The organism is Vibrio sp. STUT-A16 (assembly GCF_026000495.1).
GTDB classification, from domain to species: domain Bacteria; phylum Pseudomonadota; class Gammaproteobacteria; order Enterobacterales; family Vibrionaceae; genus Vibrio; species Vibrio diabolicus.
In genome coordinates, this window is the sequence record NZ_AP026766.1 from 1205785 (window position 1) to 1227332 (window position 21548).

The 21548-nt window shown below is 45.7% G+C and carries 20 protein-coding genes and 1 pseudogene; 15 read left to right on the forward strand and 6 right to left on the reverse strand.

What is annotated here, in order from left to right; translation table 11 throughout:
- Window positions 1–32: 32 nt before the first annotated feature.
- Window positions 33–2687: a DUF2339 domain-containing protein gene (locus OO778_RS21960; protein ID WP_264911683.1), complete on the reverse strand. Its 2655-nt coding sequence runs from the start codon at window positions 2685–2687 to the stop codon at window positions 33–35.
- Window positions 2688–3111: 424 nt separating this feature from the next.
- On the opposite strand from OO778_RS21960, the gene OO778_RS21965 reads away from it, so the two are divergent.
- The 4 genes from OO778_RS21965 to OO778_RS21980 all read left to right on the forward strand — a co-directional run bounded on the left by OO778_RS21965 (window position 3112) and on the right by OO778_RS21980 (window position 7305).
- Window positions 3112–4911: a sodium:proton antiporter gene (locus OO778_RS21965; RefSeq protein WP_264911684.1), complete on the forward strand. Its 1800-nt coding sequence runs from the start codon at window positions 3112–3114 to the stop codon at window positions 4909–4911.
- Window positions 4912–5150: 239 nt separating this feature from the next.
- Window positions 5151–6170 carry a type 2 isopentenyl-diphosphate Delta-isomerase gene (fni, locus tag OO778_RS21970; RefSeq protein ID WP_264911685.1) on the forward strand — a complete coding sequence of 340 codons (1020 nt, stop codon included), beginning with the start codon at window positions 5151–5153 and terminating at the stop codon, window positions 6168–6170.
- Window positions 6171–6362: 192 nt separating this feature from the next.
- Window positions 6363–6626: a DUF3012 domain-containing protein gene (locus tag OO778_RS21975; RefSeq protein WP_005395285.1), complete on the forward strand. Its 264-nt coding sequence runs from the start codon at window positions 6363–6365 to the stop codon at window positions 6624–6626.
- A gap of 280 nt (window positions 6627–6906) precedes the next feature.
- Complete coding sequence (locus OO778_RS21980; protein ID WP_005395284.1) at window positions 6907–7305, forward strand: GFA family protein; 399 nt, start codon at window positions 6907–6909, stop codon at window positions 7303–7305.
- 96 nt (window positions 7306–7401) lie between these two features.
- On the opposite strand, the gene OO778_RS21985 is transcribed toward OO778_RS21980, so the two are convergent.
- The gene (locus tag OO778_RS21985; RefSeq protein WP_264911686.1) at window positions 7402–7752 is read right to left on the reverse strand and encodes a rhodanese-like domain-containing protein; all 351 of its coding nucleotides are present in this window, start codon (window positions 7750–7752) and stop codon (window positions 7402–7404) included.
- A gap of 269 nt (window positions 7753–8021) precedes the next feature.
- Here OO778_RS21985 and OO778_RS21990 point away from each other — a divergent pair, with 269 nt between their 5' ends.
- From OO778_RS21990 to OO778_RS22015, 6 genes and pseudogenes are all read left to right on the forward strand, one after another.
- Window positions 8022–8312 (forward strand): co-chaperone GroES, encoded by a 291-nt coding sequence (locus OO778_RS21990; protein ID WP_005373989.1) that lies wholly within the window; start codon window positions 8022–8024, stop codon window positions 8310–8312.
- Window positions 8313–8345: 33 nt separating this feature from the next.
- Window positions 8346–9944 carry a chaperonin GroEL gene (groL, locus tag OO778_RS21995; protein ID WP_264911704.1) on the forward strand — a complete coding sequence of 533 codons (1599 nt, stop codon included), beginning with the start codon at window positions 8346–8348 and terminating at the stop codon, window positions 9942–9944.
- Between the two features lie 105 nt (window positions 9945–10049).
- Complete coding sequence (locus tag OO778_RS22000) at window positions 10050–10259, forward strand: hypothetical protein (RefSeq protein WP_104972270.1); 210 nt, start codon at window positions 10050–10052, stop codon at window positions 10257–10259.
- Between the two features lie 154 nt (window positions 10260–10413).
- Entirely contained in the window at window positions 10414–11385 is a 972-nt protein-coding gene (locus OO778_RS22005) for a leukocidin/hemolysin toxin family protein (RefSeq protein ID WP_264911707.1), read from the forward strand.
- A 195-nt stretch (window positions 11386–11580) separates the two neighbouring features.
- Window positions 11581–11850 (forward strand): annotated as a pseudogene (locus OO778_RS22010) (LysR family transcriptional regulator); the annotation flags it as partial.
- Window positions 11851–11909: 59 nt separating this feature from the next.
- Window positions 11910–12281 (forward strand): VOC family protein, encoded by a 372-nt coding sequence (locus OO778_RS22015; protein ID WP_005395273.1) that lies wholly within the window; start codon window positions 11910–11912, stop codon window positions 12279–12281.
- Window positions 12282–12381: 100 nt separating this feature from the next.
- Here the strand turns inward: OO778_RS22015 and OO778_RS22020 are convergent, their stop codons facing one another.
- On the reverse strand, window positions 12382–12603 hold the full coding sequence (locus tag OO778_RS22020) for a hypothetical protein (protein ID WP_074189802.1): 222 nt from the start codon (window positions 12601–12603) through the stop codon (window positions 12382–12384).
- Between the two features lie 125 nt (window positions 12604–12728).
- Between OO778_RS22020 and OO778_RS22025 the strand changes: the two genes are divergently transcribed.
- A complete protein-coding gene (locus OO778_RS22025) occupies window positions 12729–13256 on the forward strand; it encodes a TetR/AcrR family transcriptional regulator (protein ID WP_047008018.1) in 528 nt (175 codons plus the stop codon).
- A gap of 44 nt (window positions 13257–13300) precedes the next feature.
- Here the strand turns inward: OO778_RS22025 and OO778_RS22030 are convergent, their stop codons facing one another.
- On the reverse strand, window positions 13301–14251 hold the full coding sequence (locus OO778_RS22030) for a helix-turn-helix domain-containing protein (RefSeq protein WP_264911708.1): 951 nt from the start codon (window positions 14249–14251) through the stop codon (window positions 13301–13303).
- 184 nt (window positions 14252–14435) lie between these two features.
- Here OO778_RS22030 and OO778_RS22035 point away from each other — a divergent pair, with 184 nt between their 5' ends.
- The 4 genes from OO778_RS22035 to OO778_RS22050 all read left to right on the forward strand — a co-directional run bounded on the left by OO778_RS22035 (window position 14436) and on the right by OO778_RS22050 (window position 19383).
- Window positions 14436–15848 (forward strand): ethanolamine ammonia-lyase subunit EutB, encoded by a 1413-nt coding sequence (locus tag OO778_RS22035; RefSeq protein ID WP_005388715.1) that lies wholly within the window; start codon window positions 14436–14438, stop codon window positions 15846–15848.
- Complete coding sequence (gene eutC, locus OO778_RS22040; protein WP_264911710.1) at window positions 15841–16725, forward strand: ethanolamine ammonia-lyase subunit EutC; 885 nt, start codon at window positions 15841–15843, stop codon at window positions 16723–16725. The genes OO778_RS22035 and eutC overlap by 8 nt, the downstream gene beginning before the upstream one ends.
- Before the next feature lie 11 nt (window positions 16726–16736).
- A complete protein-coding gene (eat, locus tag OO778_RS22045) occupies window positions 16737–18140 on the forward strand; it encodes an ethanolamine permease (protein ID WP_258615066.1) in 1404 nt (467 codons plus the stop codon).
- A 187-nt stretch (window positions 18141–18327) separates the two neighbouring features.
- Window positions 18328–19383 (forward strand): nitronate monooxygenase, encoded by a 1056-nt coding sequence (locus OO778_RS22050; protein ID WP_264911711.1) that lies wholly within the window; start codon window positions 18328–18330, stop codon window positions 19381–19383.
- A gap of 60 nt (window positions 19384–19443) precedes the next feature.
- On the opposite strand, the gene OO778_RS22055 is transcribed toward OO778_RS22050, so the two are convergent.
- Complete coding sequence (locus OO778_RS22055; RefSeq protein ID WP_074189807.1) at window positions 19444–20844, reverse strand: fructose-specific PTS transporter subunit EIIC; 1401 nt, start codon at window positions 20842–20844, stop codon at window positions 19444–19446.
- An 11-nt stretch (window positions 20845–20855) separates the two neighbouring features.
- Window positions 20856–21296, reverse strand: a complete 441-nt coding sequence (locus tag OO778_RS22060; RefSeq protein ID WP_264911713.1) for a PTS sugar transporter subunit IIA — start codon at window positions 21294–21296, stop codon at window positions 20856–20858.
- Window positions 21297–21548: the final 252 nt, after the last annotated feature.

The following is a 21548-nucleotide window of genomic DNA, read 5'->3' on the forward strand; positions in this document are numbered from 1 at the left end:
GGTGCATTGTCGGGAATCTCTCTTTAATTCGTTTATGGTTCGAGTGCTTTTGCCACCGAGCGATTCAATTTCTGGAATAACCACCCAAGCGCGATTAAAGATGCTCCTAAACCTAAGAAGCTGATTGCTCTCCAGAACCCATCCAGAGAACTAACATCCCATAAGAATACTTTGAGTGCGACAAAAGCTAAAACCACTAGACCCACGCGCTGCATCATCAACCCTCTGTGTGTCACACCGCGCCAAGTAAGCAATCCACCCACGAGCAAACCTGCTACTGAATAACTGAACAGTTCTGCCATGCTGGTCGGTTGGTACAACATCATGGATGTGGTTTGCCAGAATTGACGGATAGACATACCTAACCAAATAGCAGCAAGTGCAAAGCCTAGGTTAGCAACCGAAAATCGATGAACCTGTAACGTATTCCAGCCTCTAAAGGTTGCGATAAGTAGGATGCAAGCTGGCAGCAACCAGCCGACGCTTAGCATATTAATGACGGGAAGAGCTTGGGCTGAGACGTTGTCAGTCACCAATGGCGACTCTGCCGTATTAAGCAAAATTATCAGCAATGCGAAGGCACACCAAAGCAGGTAGCTGTAGGCTTCATAGATGCGGCTTAAGCGTTGTGCAAATTGGCTACGGTAGCTGTACACCAAACCCATAACCAGCGCTTGGTTAGCAAAAACGATGGCGCTTGTGAAATCAAGGTGTCCCAAATAGCCGTACTGCCCAGTTAACCAGTAGTTGGTTTGGGTGAATAGCGCCATTAAGAATACATGCAAAAATGCGCCTTCAAACCAGTTGGTCAGTTCGAGGTCCACTTGCTTTAGCGTGGCTCGAGCATAGAGCAGGATGATGAGAGACGGTAGGTAACTCACAATAACCCAAGCCCAATGTCCTGCTTCTACGGGTTGCCATTCAGGGATGAAGGGTAAAAGTGTGAGGCGGATGACCAGTATCCCCATCGCCACTTTAATCGCCCAACTTGCGGGGCGAAATAACCCTGATTGCGTCTGTAGCGCCATTACCGCAACTTGTATCGAGATTGCTGTCGTCAACCAGGTATCGCTTAACCAAACAAAGGCGACGCCTACGATTAAAGCGTGCATGACGGCAGAACATTCCAATGCTAGCGAATGTAAGCGCTGACCAAGTACAACGTAATAAACGGTCACCAATGCGCAGAATGCAGTCCAGTGCCACAGGTAGCCTTGCATAAATTCGTCGACATAAAACAGCGTAATCAAACTCATTGCAGGAGCCAGTACTAACAGAAGTACGCCGCTAAGTTGCGATCGGTCACTGAGTGACTGGCAATAAGTTCGACAGCAGATCAGTGCAATACTGGTGGCCAATGCGAGTAAGATACTGGCACCATGTTCTGGCATATACAAAGCGTCAAACGCGACAGTGAGGACAACAAGTGCGGTCGCAGAGACCAATATGGAAGGCAAAAATACGCGCAATGACCAACCTGTGCGAACCGCTGGGAGCCATACTGTCGCAACGAGCAGCGCATAACAGTACACCATTTGCAGTGTGTCCAATTCTGGCATTCTGGTGACAGCCGAAAAGGTCAATAACGCAATCGCGAGAGAGGTAGCGGTCGGCGGATTTGTCCACTTATTCTGGCAGTGATGATAACGAGGATTGAGTGTCCAACCCAGTCTTGGAACGGCGAAAATAAGATAAAGAGTAATGGAGAGATAAATAGCCAGCCAAGAAAAAAGTGTCTCAAGCGGCATGCTTTCAATGAGCAACAGCATCCAAACAACATGTGGAAGCGCGATGCTTGGAGAAATCCATGCACTACGTACTTTTTGCATTAGCAATGTTGCCGCGACCGAGATCGCGCTGATATACCCAGCCAGTAAGAAGTAATTAGGCTCGCTTCCACCAATCCATAACGGTGCGGTATATCCACCAATCAGACCAAGCACCGCCATCAACGGTCCTTGCTGTAAAGATAGAGCCAAGCTGCAAAATGCGGCAGCGGCTAAGATGATAAGCGAGACACTAGGCGTCAGCATTTGATAAACAACAAACGCAAAGATAACCGTGCAGTAAATACCAGTTAGCCCGGTTCCGGTAACGGCGGCAGGCACATAAGTAAAGCCTTGGGCTCGTGTTGCTCGTTGAGGATTTTGTTGTTCTTTGCGGTGGAACCATTCGCCAACAAGCACCATAAGTAACGAGAGTACAAACGCAAAGGACACACGCATAAATGGCGAAAATTCAATGTGACTACCAATAACCTGTACGAGATACCCCCCACCAATTAGCATTGCCAGCGCGCCCACCCAAACCAACCAGTTTTCTTGAATGTTGCTAAACAGACTCTGCACTCTACTTGGCAATATAGACTCTTGTTCTTGACTAAAAACGTCCAGTTGAACTTCGCTTGTCTGGTATTGAGCTTGATGTGTTGCGTTTGGATAAGATGCTCGGTCGGTAATCGGGTCATGCTCCTTAGAGGATGAGGAGTTTGCTTCTTTTGTTACCTCTTCAACACTGGATTGTTGGCACGTTGGTTGGTTCGAGTCCTTATTTAGACTGACTCGCAGTGATGTTACCTCTTCACGAAGTTTGGTTAGCTCTTTTTCTAAAAGTGCTGCTCGGTTGGCGGCTTTCACTCCGATGAGGATGGCGAGCAATGCCATGAATAGTGCTAGTATTACGTACAATCCATTTCTCCTTGCGTACGTCGCGTGACACACGATTCTTAACTTTGAGCACGTACGCTAAAGCTTAGTCCAAGCGCTTTGCCTTAGCTTCATATAGTGCTAGGTTCCGCGCTTTCTTTAAGAATCATTCTACATAATGAAACTCAATGCGTAATGATGAATTCGACGAAGCGACATACTTGTATGTCACTTTAAGACCTGATGAACAGAAATGAGTCGTTAAGTCATTGGGGTTCAACTATATTCATAATTCTGATGCGATACCCAAGTGACCTCAAAAATGTGTATTTCAGAGGCATGCTGTCGAAGAGTCGAAGGTAAGCCGTTTAGTCTGCATGCTAAGTCATGCTTATTGAACCGCACGCCCGAGGTTATTTGGGTATAGCGCATTCACGCGAAAAAAGACAAAACAGGTAAATGATTAATGCAAGTGGGTAATGAAGCGCTGGTGCTATCAGCGGTTGGGGTCATTGGTTTAGGTTGTCAGTGGTTGGCATGGCGATTGCGCTTACCAGCGATTTTATTTTTGCTGCTAGCCGGGTTGATTGTCGGGCCATTTATGCAGTGGTTAAATCCAGATGAGATTTTAGGGAATTTGCTCTTTCCGTTGGTTTCATTGGCGGTTGCGGTGATTCTTTTCGAAGGCAGCTTGACCCTAAACTTCAAAGAAATTCGCGGTGTGAGTGGCTCAGTCTGGAGTATCGTTTCCTTCGGGGCCATCATTTCGTGGGCAGCAACCAGTATTGCGACGCACTATTTCCTCGGTTTTACTTGGGAGCTCGCCATGTTGTTCGGCAGCTTAACCGTGGTCACAGGTCCGACGGTGATAGTGCCACTTCTTCGGACGGTAAGGCCTAACAGTACGCTTGCTAATATTTTGCGTTGGGAGGGGATCTTGATTGATCCACTCGGTGCGCTTTTTGTTGTGATGGTTTATGAGTTCATCGTATCGCACAGCGCGATAAATAGCGTCGAAGTGTTTGGGACGCTCATTGCCGTGGGCGTCATTCTTGGTGCGGCCTCCGGCGCAGCAGTCGCAACAATTATGCGCCGTGCGTGGCTACCGGAATACTTGCAGCCATTTGCGGTTTTGATGATCGTGCTCGGCGTATTTTCCGTCTCCAACCATATTGAGTCTGAAGCCGGATTACTCACGGTTACTGTAATGGGTATGTGGCTTGCCAACGCAAAGGGCATCAATATTCAACAAATTCTGCACTTTAAAGAGCACTTGACCATATTGCTGATCACCGGCCTATTTATTTTCCTTGCTGCACGCATTAGCTTGGATGATTTTGCTGCGCTGGGTAGTGGCGCGTTATTGCTGTTTGTATTTATGCAGTTGGTGTCGCGCCCGTTGTCGATTTTCCTCTCAACCATCCGCAGTAACTTGAGACTTAAAGATAAACTGTTTCTGTCTTGGGTTGCACCGCGCGGTATTGTCGCTGCCTCTATTTCTTCTCTTTTCGCGATCAAATTGACCGAATACGGTATTGATGAAGCGATTTTACTGGTTCCTATGACCTTCATGGTGATCATCGGAACGGTTGTTTTACAAAGTGCAACGGCACGTCCTGTCGCATTGATGTTGGGCGTCGCGGAGCCAGCGCCACGCGGCTTCTTGTTGATTGGTGCTAACCGAGTAGCCAGAGAAATTGGTCAAGCGTTGGCACGCTATGACCGCCGCATATTGATGACCGATTCTAACTGGGAGTACATCAGTCAAGTTCGTATGTTGGGGCTGGATTACTACTACGGGAATCCGATTTCTAGTCACGCAGATGACAATTTGAACCTGATAGGGGTGGGACAAGTCGTTGCATTAACGCCTGACCAGCATTTCAACATTATGGCTTGCATGCAATTTGTCGACGAGTTTGGTGAAGATAAAGTTCACTGCTTGCAAAAAGTGAAAACCAACGGCAATGGTAGCGAGAAGCACTCCGTGGCTCAGGAGTACCACGGTAAATTGCTGATGGGCGGTAACGTAAGCTATACCCAACTGGCCAGTTTGTTGAGCCGCGGTGCAGAGATAAAACACACGAAATTGAGCGACAACTTTACGTATCAAGACTATTTAGCGCACCACAAAGGGAACTCGGTAGTACCGTTGTTCCACGTTGAAGAAAAAGGGAAAATTCAATTCTGTGATGATCCTGAGCAGTTTGCTCCAACCACCACAAGCACCGTTGTGTCTCTGATTCTGTCAGAAAGCGCAAAGTAAATTAGAGAAGTATGCGGCTCATTTTTATCGTGGTGTCTCGCACGCTGATTACTTCAACTTGGTGAAACACTCGCCTGCTTGTTTAAAACAGAAGGCGAGTTTCTCTTTCTATAATGTCAGAGTAAGTCGTGATTCATTACTGGTTTCGGAAAAGTAATCTCGTGAATTCAGAAAATTCGCATTGACGTTACTGATAAGGATCGCAATACTGCGCGACTGTTTTACTTTAGGGTGACATTATGGCTCCGCAAACTAACCGAAAAGATTTACATCTAGACGCTGTTTTACATCATGACATGAGCATGAAGCATAAAACGGCGGGCTTTGAGTCTGTCGAGTTTGAACACTGCGCGCTGCCAGAATGTGACTTTCAGGCGATCGACCTATCGACAGAGTTTCTTGGCCACCGACTGGCGCTGCCGTTTTTGATTAGCTCGATGACAGGTGGAGCGAAAGACGCTGAAGTGATCAATTGTCGTTTGGCTGAAGCTGCCAGTGAATTAGGCATTGCGATGGGCGTGGGGTCGCAGCGTATTAGCTTAGAAGAGCGCCAACACGCAGGTCTAGGTGAAACCATTCGTGATTTAGCCAAAGATGTGCCGCTTTATTCCAACCTTGGAGCCGCTCAGTTGCGCGACAAAGGTAAACTTGATAATGCGCAGTGTGCGGTTGAATCCATTCAAGCGGATGCGTTGTTTGTACACGTAAACCCAATGCAGGAAGCGTTTCAGAAAAATGGCGACCATAATTGGATTGGGGTCTTACACGCTATCGAGCAGCTTAAATCTCGCGTGAATGTTCCGATCATTATTAAAGAAGTCGGTTTTGGTATTAGTGGTCACGTTGCGCAGCGATTGGTTAACGCCGGTGTGGATGCCATTGACGTAGCGGGCGCGGGTGGCACAAGTTGGAGCGCGGTTGAAGGCTATTGCCAAGATAACCCGAAAATGCAGCGTGCAGCCGAACTTTTCCGCGATTGGGGCATCCCAACGGCAAAATGTTTGACTCAAATACGAGCACAGCATCCTACATTACCTTTGATCGCCTCAGGTGGTGTGCATAACGGACTTGAAGCGGCGAAAACCATACATTTGGGCGCCAATCTCGTTGGGCAAGCGGGCGCAGTCTTGAAAGCGGCTACCATAAGCACTCAAGCGGTGGTCGAGCACTTTGAGCAAATGGCGTTAGAGTTACGTTTAGCATGTTTTGGCACGGGGTCTTCTAAGATCAGCGCATTAACGCAAGCGCGCTGCCTATAGGTGTTTATGGTGTCGTTTACGCAGCTTGGCTCAATAATTTTTCGGTGTCTTAACACGTAGACTGATAATTTCGTTATAGTTGATACAAAAGTCACTTCAACAAGTGATTGCTTAGTTCAGACCGTTGAATGGGCATTTGTTGAAGCGATTGAGTTTTATTTTAATATTGTTTGCAACTGGAACCTTAAATTTATGAAAAAACTAGTCATGCTGATGTTGGCGGCTTCTGCTTTAACCGCTTGTAGTGATGAAGTGGGCACTGAAGGCTGGTGTAACGACATGCGCGATAAGCCAAAAACAGAATGGACAGCAGACAACGCAGTAGACTTTGCGAAGCACTGTGTTCTTCAAGATGGTGTGGGTAGCGAGCAATGGTGTGAGAACTTGAAAGATAAGCCAAAAGGTGACTGGAGTGCAAACGAAGCCACCAGCTTTACTAAGCACTGCATTTTCTAAGCACTACACTTTCTCAACACGGCGTCTCTCATTAAGAGCGATGACTGTGTTAGACAAAATATTAAGAAAACACCAAGCGTCTTGCTTGGTGTTTTTGTATCGACAATAGCTTGAGCTCTCACGTGCTGAGCACACCTATCTTTCCTCTGAGTAGAGTGTTTTGCATTTTCGTTTCATTTTTGAAAACCTGTATTACCTGCCTTTAATTTTTCGTATTGCAGTGGCAAGGTGTCGGTGTATTCGTCTAATTCAATTAGATTCATAACAAAAAGGGACTCAAATGGAAGTACTCAAAGGCTCATGTCTGTGTGGTAAGGTGAAATTGGAAGTGGCAGATGAATTCAAGTACATGGGAAACTGCCATTGCTCGGAATGTCGAAAATTTACTGGCTCTGACTATTCATCTGCGGGCGGTATTGCTCTAGATAAGTTGCTCATTATCCAAGGAAAAGAGGATATTCAAACTTATCAGAAAAGCGAAAATACCATGTTATGTTTTTGTCGCCATTGCGGGTCGAGCCTGTATTCGAAAAAGAACAATGGGATTGTCAATATTCGCCTAGGTGTCTTGGATGATGCTCCATCCCACAAGCCAAATTTCCATATTTTTGTCGCGTCCAAAGCGCCGTGGCTTGAGATATCGGATAACCTGACTCAGTTTGAGGCCGGGCCCAAATAGAGTAGTAGCGGAAGAGAATTATTTAGTAACAGAGGGCGTTGCAATAAGTCTACAACGCCCTCTGCGCTTTTATTTTTGAAATTAGAACAGAGATGATTATTTGGCGTCTTGCAGTTCTTCTAAGCCACCTGCATTGTGCAGATTCGTGAACCCTTGTGATTGCAAATATTGATACGCTTTACCAGAGCGGTTACCACTGCGGCAATACAATACGATCGCTTGATCTTTATCGACGTCTTGGAAATATTTATCAAGCTCAGATAGAGGGAAATTGACCGCATTGTCTAAATGCCCCTCAGAGAACTCTTGCGGCGTGCGTACATCAACAATCATTGCGCCTTGCTCAATCAGTTGCCACCCTTGCTCAGCACGCTCAGAAGCCGCCACGTTGGGAGGAAGCAAGCCAACGCACAATGTTGCAAGAAACAGAGATAAGACCTTTTTCATTGTTTGATTATCCTTTTTAAGAGTATGTAACCACTCTAGATTTGATTGAACACATTTTCCATCATAAAGAGGTTTTAAGTGGTCGTGAATGTCAAAAGTTTCGATAGAAGATTTTATTCAATTCAATAAAAAATTTTTATGAAATCCACCTCTTGAACTCCAATTTTTCGACCTTATTATTCTCATCGAAAGCGAGCGGTCGACTCGCAAATCCATCTTGATGTTTATTCTGTCTTTTATTTTTGGTTCCAAGTAGGAGGCACTTAAAAATGAAAATTCGTCCTTTAAATGACAAGCTAATTGTTGAAAGACAAGAGGTGGAAAATAAATCTGAAGGGGGAATCGTTTTAACTTCTCAGTCGGTGAAAAAATCAAACCGCGGGAAAGTCATTGCTGTTGGTTTAGGTAAACGCCTTGAAAATGGCGAACGCGCTGCGATGGAAGTCAAAGTGGGCGACCAAATCATTTTCAATGACGGTTACGGGGTGAAAACCGAGAAAATTGACGGCGCAGAATACTTGATTCTGTCCGAATCTGATGTGTTAGCAATCGTTGAGTAATTATTTTTGTAGTAGTTTTTTGAGGAGATAATTATGGCTGCAAAAGACGTATTATTTGCTAATGACGCACGTCAAAAAATGCTGAAAGGTGTGAACTTACTGGCGGACGCAGTAAAAGTGACACTAGGCCCTAAAGGCCGCAACGTTGTGCTTGATAAATCTTACGGCGCGCCAACCATTACTAAAGATGGTGTGTCGGTAGCGAAAGAAATCGAACTGAAAGACAAGTTCGAAAACATGGGCGCACAAATGGTGAAACAAGTGGCGTCCAAAGCGAATGATGAAGCAGGTGACGGTACAACGACCGCTACTGTACTGGCGCAATCTTTCATCAATGAAGGTCTTAAAGCGGTAGCTTCTGGCATGAACCCAATGGACCTAAAACGTGGTATCGACAAAGCTACTGAAGCGGCGGTTGAGAAACTACGTGAAATGTCTAAGCCATGCAGCGACAAAGAATCCATCACCCAAGTGGGTAGCATTTCTGCAAACAGCGATCGCGCGATCGGTGAAATCATTGCAGAAGCGATGGAAAAAGTGGGTCGCAATGGCGTGATTACGGTGGAAGAAGGCCAAGGTCTAGACAACGAATTGTCTGTGGTTGAAGGTATGCAATTCGACCGCGGTTACTTGTCGCCATACTTCATCACTAACCAAGAAAATGGCAGCGTAGAGCTAGACAACCCTTACATCCTATTGGTGGACAAAAAAGTCAGCAGCATCCGCGAGCTATTGCCAGTGCTAGAAGAAGTGGCGAAATCTTCTCGCTCGCTATTGATTATTGCTGAAGACATCGAAGGTGAAGCGTTAGCGACATTGGTTGTGAACAACATGCGCGGCATCGTGCGTGCGACTGCGGTGAAAGCACCTGGTTTTGGTGACAACCGTAAAGCGATGATGGAAGACATTGCGGTACTAACCGCAGGTACGGTCATCTCTGAAGAAATCGGCCTAGAACTCGAAAAAGCAACGCTAGAGCAACTAGGTAGCGCGAAGAAAGTGACCATCACCAAAGACACAACAACTATTGTGGGTGGCGCAACAGAAGCAAGCGCGATTGCTGATCGTGTGGCTTCGATTGAAAAACAAATCGAAACAACCACTTCTCAATACGACAAAGACAAGCTTCAACAACGTGTTGCGAAGCTTTCTGGCGGCGTAGCGGTGATCAAGATCGGCGCTGCAACTGAAGTTGAGATGAAAGAGAAGAAAGACCGCGTGGACGATGCGCTACACGCTACTCGCGCAGCGGTTGAAGAAGGTATTGTTGCTGGTGGTGGTGTTGCCCTAACTAAGATCGCGAAAGAATTGGCGGATCTAAAAGGCGACAACGATGACCAAAACGTGGGTATCCGAGTTGCGCTACGTGCAATGGAAGAGCCTCTTCGTCAAATCGCAACCAACGCAGGTGACGAAGCTTCAGTCGTAGCGAATGCTGTCAAAGCGGGTGATGTCGATTACGGTTACAACGCTGCAACAGGTGAATACGGCAGCATGATCGAAATGGGTATCTTGGACCCTGCGAAAGTAACACGTTCAGCGCTTCAATTCGCGGCGTCTGTTGCTGGCTTGATGATCACGACTGAAGCGATGATCACCAACCACGTTGAAGACAAAGAACTTGATATCTAACGTTATCAATCGTTAGTGATTAAGTAAGCGTTAAAACAACAATAACATTGCAAAACCTAAGCGGGCTCGCTTGAGCCCGCGAATCAGTCATTTGAGGTAAGTGTTATGACCCGTTTACCTGCGTTTTCTTTCTCAATATCTGAGCCGAGCGGTAATGAAGCTTCGTCAACGTGGCCGACGGCTATTCACTTCCCCCTAGTTCCAGCTGGGCCAGAGTTTTCGATCGAAAATGCTCTGCCTAAACGTCCGACAGTGACGATATTCACTATCGATCTGTCTCAGTTACTTAAAGGGGACGCTCGGGTCATTCATTAACTGCATCGAAACAGCCAACGTAAGTTGGCTGTTTTTTTTCATTTCTGGGTGTAGGTCAAATTATTGATAATGTGAATCGTTTTCGTTTGATTGTTGCTACTTGTTCAATGTGTTAGCTTAAATTGGGATTGTTCCCAAGTAAGGTAATAAAATAATGAATAAGGAAATACTGCTTCCCTTAATGTTAGGGATTTCCGCTACTGCCGCTGCTTCTGATAACAAGGTTGTAGAAAGTGTCTTGATTGATGACATCGCGCTAGAAGGTTACGTGAAAAAAAGCTATGAGGTCGTGATGCAAAGCGAGCCTGAGCTTTTCCCATACGCGTTTCGTGGTAGCCGTGTGCAAATGAAGTTACTGGTTGAGTTATTCCATAATTCAAAGAACGACAAAAAAGCGGCTCGCGTGATCACTCTAGGGAATGGTTATGTACCAGGTAATCCGGGTGTAAAACACACTTACGATGCTGCGATTGTGGACCGTTTTACTCAAAACTACCCAGTCGCGTTCGACTACAGTATCTATCAAGCTGGTGGCACGCCGGTATTTAGTGAGGATTACTCACCGCAAAACGAAGCCAATGATGTTTCCGTATCGACAACCACGGTTGCTCCGTCTATCGGCTTAACTGCGACTGCAACACCGGGCTCGGCACCAAGTTTTTCTGGCTCGTTGACGACCGATCTCGGTGTGGCTTATACGTCTCGCTACTCAAGTAAGGATTACGTCACCGCAGCCAAACCAAAGGCTTCCATGGAACGCGGTATGGGCGTTAAGTGGACCACCTCTCTTAGCCAAATTTACACCAACGACTACCAGTACTACGGTAAATGGGCGGGCGTTTACCACTACACAGGTTGTTCAAACGAGAACCTATTACCAGAAGAGAACTTGCCGCGTTTGATCTACGGTTTCAAACCGAAATTCCAGTACGTGTTCACACCAGAATTTGAGCGCGGAGAAGAGCCAAAAACGGAGATGATCGCACGAGCTGGCATGAAAGAAGTTGAAGAAGGTTTCTCTCGCAATGCGTGTAACTGGTACGATCAAGGCACAACGAGCCACTACACTGAGGCGCAAATTCGCTTCATGATTGATTGGGATACGCTCACCGTTATCACTCAATAAACGTTTCACTTATCAGGCTGAAGGTTTGTGGATTGTAATGCGGCTCCAGTAGCCGCATTTTTTGTGTTCAAAATCTGACCGCAAACGTATTAAGTCTTTAAGCCCAGCATCGCGCCGAAAATGACCAATCCCGCCCCACATGCTTGGGCGGATTGGCAGCAATCAACACGTTGTGAAACCTTCAACGGCAACACTCAGCAATCATTTGCGCATTTTTATTTTTGCATACAAGCCGCGGTGGATGGCTTAGGCGCGGCGATGGGATCGTATCCTTTTGTTATGGACGATATTAAGCGCGGTAATTTGGTCGCGCCATTTGGTTTTGTGCTATCAGGTTGCAATTATGTTTTATTGAGCCAAGATAAAAAGCGTACAGAACTCGAACATAAATTCATCACGTGGTTACAAACGCAAATGGTAGAGTGTGTACCACTACCATCGCAGCAAAATACGCAAGGCGAATAGAAGGCGTAGAGCGTGATTATGTCAGTCAGTTTGATGGAAAAGGGCTTAGGAAATTGGAAATGGAAAACCTCAATATTGTTGAAATCAAATCATTTGTTCCAGCGAAAGATTACGCGCTCTCAAAACGTTTTTATGAGGCGATAGGCTTTGATATGGCGTCAGACTTCGGTGATGTGGCGTACTTCTCTCAAGGCAGTTGCGCGTTTCTTTTACAGAATTTTTATGAGCCTGAACACGGCAACAACTTCATGATGCATTTGCTCGTAGAAGACGCAGAAAGCTGGCATCAACACTTATCCAAAGTAGGCCATGAGGAATTTGGTTCGCGTTTAACTGAGCTGGTCGAGCAACCTTGGGGTATGCGCGAATGTTGTTTGTTTGACCCTAGTGGCGTTTTATGGCGAATCGGTCAGAACATGAATACTGATTAACGCCAGTCCTCTTTTCACCACATCTATATCGCGCAGGTATTGAGATCTCGATACCTGCGCGTTTTGTTTTTGCTTAACCTTGCCAACGTTTCTCGCGCACTCACGCCTTTTTCGAGGTGGTGTGTGATGGACTGACCCCAAAAAGCTCCTCAAGCAGCATGGCTTTGAGTTCTGTTCTGACTTCTGCCCCACCGATTAACGCCAAAAGTGCGAGTCCACCTGGTATGAGAATCACCATCAATATTGGTCTTAAAATATAAGAAAAGCAGAATATGGTCGGCAAGAAAATCAATCCTTGGCCTAGTTTGTTTAATACGTACATGAGCGATTCCTTTTGTTTTTATATAAAAATTGAGCGTGCTCATTTTTTATAATTGAGCGCGCTCAATTTGTCAATGTCAGCCGCTCAAGGTATGATCCTTTCAGGCTCATTAAGCAGATACATCAATGACGAAGCGACAACAAACCAGAGACAAAATCCTAAAAGCCGCGTGGGCATCTTTTGCTCAGAATGGCTATGACATGACGACCACAAGGCAGATTGCGAGAGAAGCAGGAGTCGCCGATGGTACGGTATTCAGCCACTTCCCGACCAAACTGTCGATTTTGCGCGAAGGGATGCTGACGCAACTGCAACAGATCAGCCAAGAGACGCTAGTCAGTGTGGAAGGTAAGACAGCTATCGACATTGGTTTGGCGCTGACGGAGAAATACTATCGCTACTATTTTGCGAACGTCGAGCTGAGCCGAGCCTTGTTGAAAGAGGTGATTTGGGATTTGGATTATTACCAGTCGTTTAACCAAGCTTTGTTTCAATCTGCGAGCGTAAGTTCTGTTCTTGAAGACAAAATGCCGTTGATTTTTGACTGCTACTTCATGACGCTAATCGCACATTTAAGCCGAGCAGAACCGGATGTTGAAGCCGCGCTTACAGATCTTCATGCTAAGTTTCAGCAAATCATTGCGACTACATAAAATGGCCCCAACGCAGAATCTGAAAGAATATACTGCCTGTCATTTTATTTGCTGGACTCCCATTTTCTCGTTTCAGTTGGCGTCTCACCAAATAGCCGCTTGTAGCTTTGGCTGAACTGCCCGAGATGAAAAAAAACAAAGTCAAAAGCGATTTCTGCAATTGTTCGATTATCTTCAGGGCTTTGTAGCACTCTACGTACTTGATTCAGCCGCATTCGGTGTATGAATTGCTTTGGCGAAGTATTACAGCAATGTTCAAAGGTGTACTGTAGTGTGCGACGACTGACGTGTACTGCGTCACACAGTTCACTGACGGTTATCGGTGTACGGTAGTCTAGATCCTGTAGCTGTTGTTTTATACGGTGCATCACGTGTTGACGATGAGAGATTGATATCGGATGGCTCGTGTGCAGTGAACTGAGTGAGAACAACTCCAGCACAATATCTTTTAAGATTGCTTGATGTGTGGTTTCAGACCATCTTGGCTCGGCGGAACCAAGTAACGTGCCTAAGTAGTATTTAAGTTGTTGAATGTGTTTTTCCGTCAAACCCGTTAAGTGCAATGTGTTGTTTTGGATATTCCCAAGCTCAAGTTGATTTTCTATGATGTGAACGAAGTTTTTGTCGAGCACTATTCCATAGATAGAAAACTGCTCCGGTGTCATTAACTCAAAATCAGCGCCACCTTGCCTAAGCAAAAGTTGGCTTGAATTAAACTGACTGTGATTTAGGTGTAGCGGCTTATTTTCCGCACTCAAACCCAACCAAATACCTCCCTGTTCAACCCTGCATTGCTGTCTTAGCGAGCGGTTACTGTCTTCACGAAATACATGGAAATTGGGAAATCGTCGTTCTCGAATTTGACCTAAAAATCGACCATCGCTGAGTTGGTCATATTCCTGTTGCCAGTTTATCAGACTCGCAGCTTGTTGGTTTGCATCCTTTGTGTGATGGATGCACAGCATTGGTGCAGTTTGGGGCATTTGGTTACTCATCCTTGTGATACTCATTCCTTTTTTGTGAGTCATGTTGGAGCAGTATTTATATAACTCATTGTTTATTATTAGTTTATAAATATTGCCAGTTTTTGATAACGCTACGGAACACATTTGGCAATACTTTCTTAAAGCTTATTGATAGTTCAGCAAAAAGCGAACCAAACAGTGAAGAGGAAGAGCAATGACGGCAACTTATCGTCGGCAACAAGGCAGTAAAGTCTATACCTTTAAGTCATTAGCTGACTTGATGGCGAAAGCGACACCGGAGCGCTCAGGCGATGCGTTAGCCGGGGTTTGTGCTCAGTCAGCGGCAGAACGTGTAGTCGCACAAATGGCGCTGTCTGAGTTACCACTTAAAACGTTTCTCAACGAGGCGGTTATTCCATACGAAAGCGACGATATCACTCGCCTAATTATCGATACGCATGACCTTGAAGCCTTTAAGCCGATTGAGCACTTGACGGTCGGAGATTTTCGAAATTGGCTACTGAGTGAAGAAGCCGATGGTGAAACGTTGGCTAAAATTCGTCAAGGTTTAACACCAGAAATGGTGGCCGCAGTCAGTAAGATTATGCGCAACCAGGATTTGATTCTCGTTGCTAAAAAATGCCAAGTTGTCACGGCTTTTCGGAATACGATTGGTTTGCCGAGTCGCCTGTCTACTCGCTTACAGCCGAATCACCCCACTGATTCTCTCAACGGTATCGCAGCGACCATTTTTGATGGTCTGATGTACGGAAATGGCGATGCGGTTATCGGTATCAATCCGGCAACAGATAATGTGCCTCAAGCTATTAAGTTAATGAACTTAATGGATGAGGTGATTCAACACTATCAAATACCGACTCAGTCTTGTGTGTTAACTCATGTAACGAACACGATCGAAGCCATTGAAATGGGTGCACCAGTCGATCTCGTTTTTCAGTCGATAGGCGGCACGCAAGGAACGAACGATACCTTCGGAATAGACTTATCAATTTTGAAAGAGGCCCATGAAGCCGCGTTGTCTTTGAATCGAGGTAGTGTAGGAAACAATGTGATGTATTTTGAAACCGGACAAGGTACAGCGTTGTCTGCGAATGCATTTCATGGGGTCGATCAACAGACTTGCGAAGCTCGTGCTTATGCTGTCGCGAAACAGTTCGATCCTTTGTTGGTTAATACAGTTGTTGGGTTTATTGGCCCAGAGTACCTGTTTGATGGCAAGCAGATCATTCGTGCTGGGCTTGAAGATCATTTTTGTGGGAAGCTGCTTGGTTTACCCATGGGTTGCGACATCTGTTACACCAATCATGCCTATGCCGATCAGAATGACATGGATAATTTGCTGACACTGTTAGGCGTGGCCGAGTGCTCTTTCATCATGGGTATTCCAGGGTCTGATGACATCATGCTCAACTATCAAACTACCTCATTTCACGATGCCCTTTACGCAAGAAAAGTGCTCGGTCTGAAGCCAGCTCCAGAGTTTGAACAATGGTTAATGGAGATGCAGATTTTCGAGAGCGTGCAAGACGTTCGGTTAAGTGAGCAAATCTCTCGCTCGTTTTCGGGAGCAATTAATCAACTGAATAAGGGGTATTCTCATGGGTAAAGTGATCACCATTGCTCAGTCCACACAAGACGAGTCTGAAGTTGTCACACACAACCCTTGGGGCAAGTTACGCGACTTCACCTCTGCTCGGATCGCTCTGGGTCGCAGCGGAAACAGTGTACCAACCAACGAGTTACTCTCATTTCAGCTGGATCATGCCCAAGCTATGGATGCAGTGCATTGCAGTTTGAATATTGAGTCTCTCGTTGCTGGTTTGTCGGACTCTTACTCGATTCTTGAAAATACCTTAGAGCCTCCAGTGGTAGTGAGCAGTCAAGTGAGTGATCGGCTTATGTACTTGCAAAGGCCCGATTTAGGACGGCGGCTCGATGAATCTTCTTGGCAAACGCTCAACTCGATAGCAAATGAGCATAACACTGACATTGATCTTGCGATTGTTATTGCTGATGGACTTTCTTCTGTCGCAATTCAAAACCATGCCGTGCCTGTTGTTACACGATTGATTTCTCTTTTAAGCGCTGATGATGAACATCAATGGAAATTCGCACCTATCACAATCGTAAAGCAAGGAAGAGTAGCGGTAGGGGATGATGTTGGTGAATGTTTTAACGCTAAGGCCGTGCTGGTTTTAATTGGAGAGAGGCCAGGTTTAACTTCTCCGGATAGCATGGGTATGTATCTCACTTGGGGGGCTAAACGAGGCTCTAAAGATTCCCAAAGAAACTGCATTTCCAATGTGCGCCCTCAGGGGCTCAATTATGACGATGCCTGTGAACGCGCATTTTACTTGCTCAAGGAGGCTCGAAAATTACAACTGTCAGGAGTGAACCTGAAAGATCGCTCCGACATCAATGAGCCAGGTGGCGCAAGCGTTGAAGATAAACACAGCGACAACTTTTTAATTTCATCAAAGTAGAAGGATTTACTATGTCTAAACATCAGGAGTACTTGGCCAAAAGGCAGCTAAAAAGAGGCACCGCAGGTTGGATTTTACTTGCTGGCTTAGGTGTCTCGTATGTTATATCTGGTGACTTTGCCGGTTGGAACTTTGGCATCGCTCAAGCAGGATGGGGAGGCTTTCTTATTGCTGCTATCGCGATGGCAGTAATGTATTTCACGCTAGTATTGTCTTTAGCTGAAATGTCTGCGGCTATTCCTGCTGCGGGTGGTGGTTACAGCTTCGCAAGACAGGCGATGGGGCCGACAGGAGGCTTTTTCACGGGCTTATCAGTTTTGATTGAATATGCGCTCGCACCTGCTGCGATAGTAATTTTTATTGGCTCAGCAGTGAATGAATTGATTGGTATCGATGGCCCTGTTGTTTACGCACTTTTCTACGCCGTCTTTATCGCTATTCATATGGCAGGGGTTGGCGAAGCTCTCAAAGTAATGATGGTCATCAGCGGTTTGGCTGTGCTAGCTATTCTAATCACTACTGCTGTGCTTATTGGTCACTTTGATGTTAATAACTTATTCGATATTGCTCCGGCGACGGCTCAGGCAACAGAAATCTTGCCGTTTGGGTGGTATGGCGTATGGGCTGCGTTGCCATTTGCAATGTGGTTGTTTCTTGCAGTTGAAGGTGTGCCTTTAGCGGCAGAGGAGGCAAAAAATCCGGCGAAAGATGTTCCAAAAGGCATCATTGGTGCGATGTTGTTTTTATTACTAACCGCAACTCTGGTAGTCGTTCTTTTGGCTGGTGCGGTTGGTTCACAGGTCATAGGCGATAGCGCGGTGCCATTAGTTGACGCGCTGAAGCTTACAGGCAATTCAACGATAGCAATGGCCGTGAACTTACTTGGATTGGCTGGTCTTATCGCTTCTTTCTTCTCTATCATTTATGGTTACAGTCGCTTGGTGTTTGCGCTTTCCCGCGCGGGTTATTTGCCGCAAACTTTGTCATTAACCAGTGACAAAAAAGTGCCTTCTCGTGCGCTTTTGGTTCCGGGCGTTTTTGGGTTCTTGGTTTCCCTTACGGGAGAGGGGGACTTAATCTTGGCGATGGCAGTTGTCGGTGCGACGGTATCGTACGCATTAATGTCCTTGAGCCATATTTTATTGCGAATTAAACAGCCGGAGTTAGCTCGCCCATATAAAACGCCTGGCGGGGTAATCACTTCGAGTATTTCTCTGGTGCTTTCTTTGATCGCAATGACAGGTGTTTATGCTTTTGATCCCTCTGCCTTTTTCATGACAATGGGATTGTTTCTTATCGGTGGTGTTTATTATGGTTTATACAGCCGCAACAAATTGGTGGCAGCAACCGCGGAGGAGGAGTTTGCCATGCTGTCGGTTGCAGAATTAGAGCTTGAATCAGATGTAGCACGATAGCCATTTCAATTATTGTTCGCCACTACATCAAGGGAGCCATGTGCTCCCTTTGTCATTTCTATCAAAAGTGCATAGCGCACAAATGCATCACTTTAACTTTATAAGTGGTTAATCATGTGAAAGTCTAGTCTGGATAACTATGGCGCAGAGCCATCACAGGTAAAGGTTAAGTTTTCAAGGAAAGATCATGATAAATAAGGTATTTAATACACTTTTGGGAACAGAGTTACCGATTATTCAAGCGCCAATGGCCGGCGTGCAAGACAGCCAAATGACCATAGCTGTCAGTAATGCTGGCGGGCTTGGCTCGTTACCTTGTGGAATGCTGAATAAAGACGCCATCGTTAAAGAACTTCAACTTATTCAACAGGCGACCAATCGACCGTTCAACCTCAACTTCTTTTGCCATGAAATGCCGGAATACGACGCTAACAAGCACGAAGAGTGGCAAAAAACGTTGCAACCGTATTTTGCTGAAGTTGGTGCAACCGTACAGGCTCAGCCAAACGCTCCGACAAGGATGCCTTTCAATCATGATATTGCTGACGCGATTGAACCATTTGCACCGCCAGTGATCAGTTTCCACTTTGGTTTGCCTGCCGATGACTTGTTAGCGCGAATTAGAGGTTGGGGAGGGAAGATCCTTTCGACAGCGACCACAGTGGATGAAGCACTGTGGCTGGAAGCAAAAGGCGTTGACGGCATTATCGCTCAAGGCTTGGAGGCTGGTGGACACCGAGGCATGTTTTTATCGGATGATTTATCTATTCAATTAGGCTTGATCGCGTTGTTACCGCAAATCGTCAAGCGTGTGAATTTACCTGTTATTGCAGCGGGAGGAGTTGCCGATAGAAACGGTGTTGAAGCCGCACTGAAGTTAGGAGCAAGTGCCGTGCAGGTTGGCAGCGCCTATTTGTTGTGTGATGAGGCAAAAACCTCATCTTTACATCGATATGCCATTGCTAGTGAACGCGCGCAACATACCGCTGTGACCAATGTTTTCTCGGGCCGACCAGCGAGAGGTATTGTGAATCGCGCGATGTCGGAGCTAGGTTACATCTGTGAGTCTGCGCCGAAATTCCCATATGCTTCCATTGAAATGACTCAGTTAAGAGCGCTTATGGAGAAGCAAAACCGAGATGAATTTACGCCGTTGTGGTGCGGACAAAATTCGTCGGGTTGCAAAGAAATTTCGGCGGCAGAAATGACACTGTCATTAGTGGAAGGGATTGATTGGAATTGACTTATTCGTAATAAATAGAGCCCTTTGGGGGAAGGGCTCTTAGGGGGAGGAGCTTAAGGTTTAAGCTTTCACAAGAGTCGCTGCGTTACGCATCGCTTCTTTCGTTGAACACTCAACAACGTTTGCTTTTGCAAAGCGGTGAGCGTCTTTTACTTGGATATCGTGAGCTAGAATAACCAGCTTCGCGTTTGCCACATCTAGGTCAGTGATGCGGTTCTGGATACCGTTTTGACCTTGAGTTTCTACTTTGATCTTCAGACCCGCTGCTGCACCTGCTTTCTCTAGTGCTTTCGCTGCCATGAATGTGTGTGCTACGCCAGATGGGCAACATGTTACTGCTACGATGTCGTACTCGCCTTCGCCTGCTGCTGGAGCAGCTTGAGCTTGTGCTGGTGCTGCTTCTACGATTTCGTCTTCTGCTTCTTCTTCAGCGACTGGTTTCCAGAAGCCAACGATAACTGCAGTTGTTAGTGAGCCTAGTGCGATACCCACAACGTACATTGGGATGTTGCTTGATACAGGTGCTGTGATTAAACCGCCCCATGGTGCGTGTAGTAGTACGTTTGTTAGGAAGCCGAACACACAGCCAACGATACCACCAGCAACGATTGAAGGAAGAACGCGTACAGGGTCGTTTGCTGCGAATGGGATAGCACCTTCAGAGATACCGATAGAACCCATGATTGCTGCTGCTTTACCTGCTTCTTGCTCTTGCTTAGTGAACTTCTTCTTGAATAGGAATGTTGCTAGTGCCATACCTAGAGGAGGCGTACAGATTGCGATACCAACACCGCCCATTAGCCATGGTTGAGTATCAACTTGAGTTTGAGCGAATAGCGTTGCTACTTTGTTGATTGGACCGCCCATATCGAATGCAGTCATACCACCAAGAATCGTACCTAGAACCACTTTAGAAGCGCCAGCCATAGAAGCTAGGAATTCGTTCATAGAAGCCATGAAGATCTTGATTGGCTCACCGATACCCCATAGAACGATACCTGCAGAGATAAGCGTACCAACAAGTGGGTAGATGAAGTAAGCGCCCAACGCAGTCATGTTAGCAGAAAGAGGGATCTTCTTAAGTTGTAGAACTACACCACCAGCGATAAAACCAGCGACGATACAACCTAGGAAGCCGCCGCCCATGTCAGCCATGATGCCAGAAGAGATCATCGCTGGCGCTAGTGCTGGTTTGTCTGCAATTGAGTAACCGATGAAGCCACCAAGAATAATTGGGAACAACACCAGACCTTTAATACCGATATTAGAAATATCAGCCAATAACCCGTCTGCAGGAACCGCACCTTTACCGGATGCCATTACCGCCAGAGCCAGTAGTACACCACCCGCAACGATAAATGGAAGCATGTGAGAAGTACCGAATAAAAGGTGACCTTTCATGGTACTTAGGAGTTTTTTGAAATCGCTATTATTGCTAGCTTGAGCTGTGATTGTACTCATAATTTCACGCCTTATGAATTAATTAAAATATTTAGTATTTGGTTTTCGTCTTTTGCGTTATGAATATCTTCAATAAACTCTTCGCTAAATTTTCCGAATAATTCTTGAAGAACATAAATATGGTGGTCGGTACCGTTATCTGGTGAAGCAATCATGAAGAATACGGTTGGTTTGACTCCCTCTTCGTCGCCATACTCGATGCCTTCGCGCTTTACGCTAACGGCGATTGCAGGCTCTGTAACCGCTTTGCTTTTTGCGTGTGGGTAAGCGATGCCGTCCATTGAAGTCACGCTTAATGCTTCGCGTGCTTCGATGTCGATTAAAAAAGCCTCTTTGCTACTGATTCGATTATTTTCGAATAGCATCTGTGCTAGCTCTTCAAAGACTTCTTTTTTATTATTTGCTTGAAGGTTGCCTTTAATAAAATTGACGTTTGTTAGTTCTGTAATCATTTTTTGACTCATTGGTACTGAAGTAATGAGGCAAATTTAATTAATGTTACGGTTTTCTGAAATAGTAAAAAAAAACCAATAACTATATTTTTGTATCACTGAGAGCTAAGTGTGATAGCCGTCATTAATAATGCGGAATATTATAAAATTTATTATGTGATTTATATTCCAGTTATTTTGAAATAAATAACTGGACATGAAAATGAACTGGAGGAGGATCAATAGCCCTGGTTAGGATCCAAAAAGAGGCGT

Excerpts from the sequence above, each read along its gene's own strand:
- OO778_RS22020 (WP_074189802.1), bottom strand. The coding sequence starts at position 12,603 with ATGTACGTATTAAACAAACTAGGCCAAGGATTGATTTTCTTGCCGACC.
- eat (WP_258615066.1), top strand. The coding sequence starts at position 16,737 with ATGTCTAAACATCAGGAGTACTTGGCCAAAAGGCAGCTAAAAAGAGGC.
- OO778_RS22060 (WP_264911713.1), bottom strand. The coding sequence starts at position 21,296 with ATGATTACAGAACTAACAAACGTCAATTTTATTAAAGGCAACCTTCAA.
- OO778_RS22025 (WP_047008018.1), top strand. The coding sequence starts at position 12,729 with ATGACGAAGCGACAACAAACCAGAGACAAAATCCTAAAAGCCGCGTGG.
- OO778_RS21975 (WP_005395285.1), top strand. The coding sequence starts at position 6,363 with ATGAAAAAACTAGTCATGCTGATGTTGGCGGCTTCTGCTTTAACCGCT.
- OO778_RS22050 (WP_264911711.1), top strand. The coding sequence starts at position 18,328 with ATGATAAATAAGGTATTTAATACACTTTTGGGAACAGAGTTACCGATT.
- OO778_RS21990 (WP_005373989.1), top strand. The coding sequence starts at position 8,022 with ATGAAAATTCGTCCTTTAAATGACAAGCTAATTGTTGAAAGACAAGAG.
- OO778_RS22030 (WP_264911708.1), bottom strand. The coding sequence starts at position 14,251 with ATGAGTAACCAAATGCCCCAAACTGCACCAATGCTGTGCATCCATCAC.
- OO778_RS22055 (WP_074189807.1), bottom strand. The coding sequence starts at position 20,844 with ATGAGTACAATCACAGCTCAAGCTAGCAATAATAGCGATTTCAAAAAA.
- OO778_RS21980 (WP_005395284.1), top strand. The coding sequence starts at position 6,907 with ATGGAAGTACTCAAAGGCTCATGTCTGTGTGGTAAGGTGAAATTGGAA.
- OO778_RS22000 (WP_104972270.1), top strand. The coding sequence starts at position 10,050 with ATGACCCGTTTACCTGCGTTTTCTTTCTCAATATCTGAGCCGAGCGGT.
- OO778_RS21965 (WP_264911684.1), top strand. The coding sequence starts at position 3,112 with ATGCAAGTGGGTAATGAAGCGCTGGTGCTATCAGCGGTTGGGGTCATT.
- OO778_RS22015 (WP_005395273.1), top strand. The coding sequence starts at position 11,910 with ATGGAAAACCTCAATATTGTTGAAATCAAATCATTTGTTCCAGCGAAA.
- OO778_RS22005 (WP_264911707.1), top strand. The coding sequence starts at position 10,414 with ATGAATAAGGAAATACTGCTTCCCTTAATGTTAGGGATTTCCGCTACT.
- fni (WP_264911685.1), top strand. The coding sequence starts at position 5,151 with ATGGCTCCGCAAACTAACCGAAAAGATTTACATCTAGACGCTGTTTTA.
- eutC (WP_264911710.1), top strand. The coding sequence starts at position 15,841 with ATGGGTAAAGTGATCACCATTGCTCAGTCCACACAAGACGAGTCTGAA.
- OO778_RS22035 (WP_005388715.1), top strand. The coding sequence starts at position 14,436 with ATGACGGCAACTTATCGTCGGCAACAAGGCAGTAAAGTCTATACCTTT.
- OO778_RS21985 (WP_264911686.1), bottom strand. The coding sequence starts at position 7,752 with ATGAAAAAGGTCTTATCTCTGTTTCTTGCAACATTGTGCGTTGGCTTG.
- groL (WP_264911704.1), top strand. The coding sequence starts at position 8,346 with ATGGCTGCAAAAGACGTATTATTTGCTAATGACGCACGTCAAAAAATG.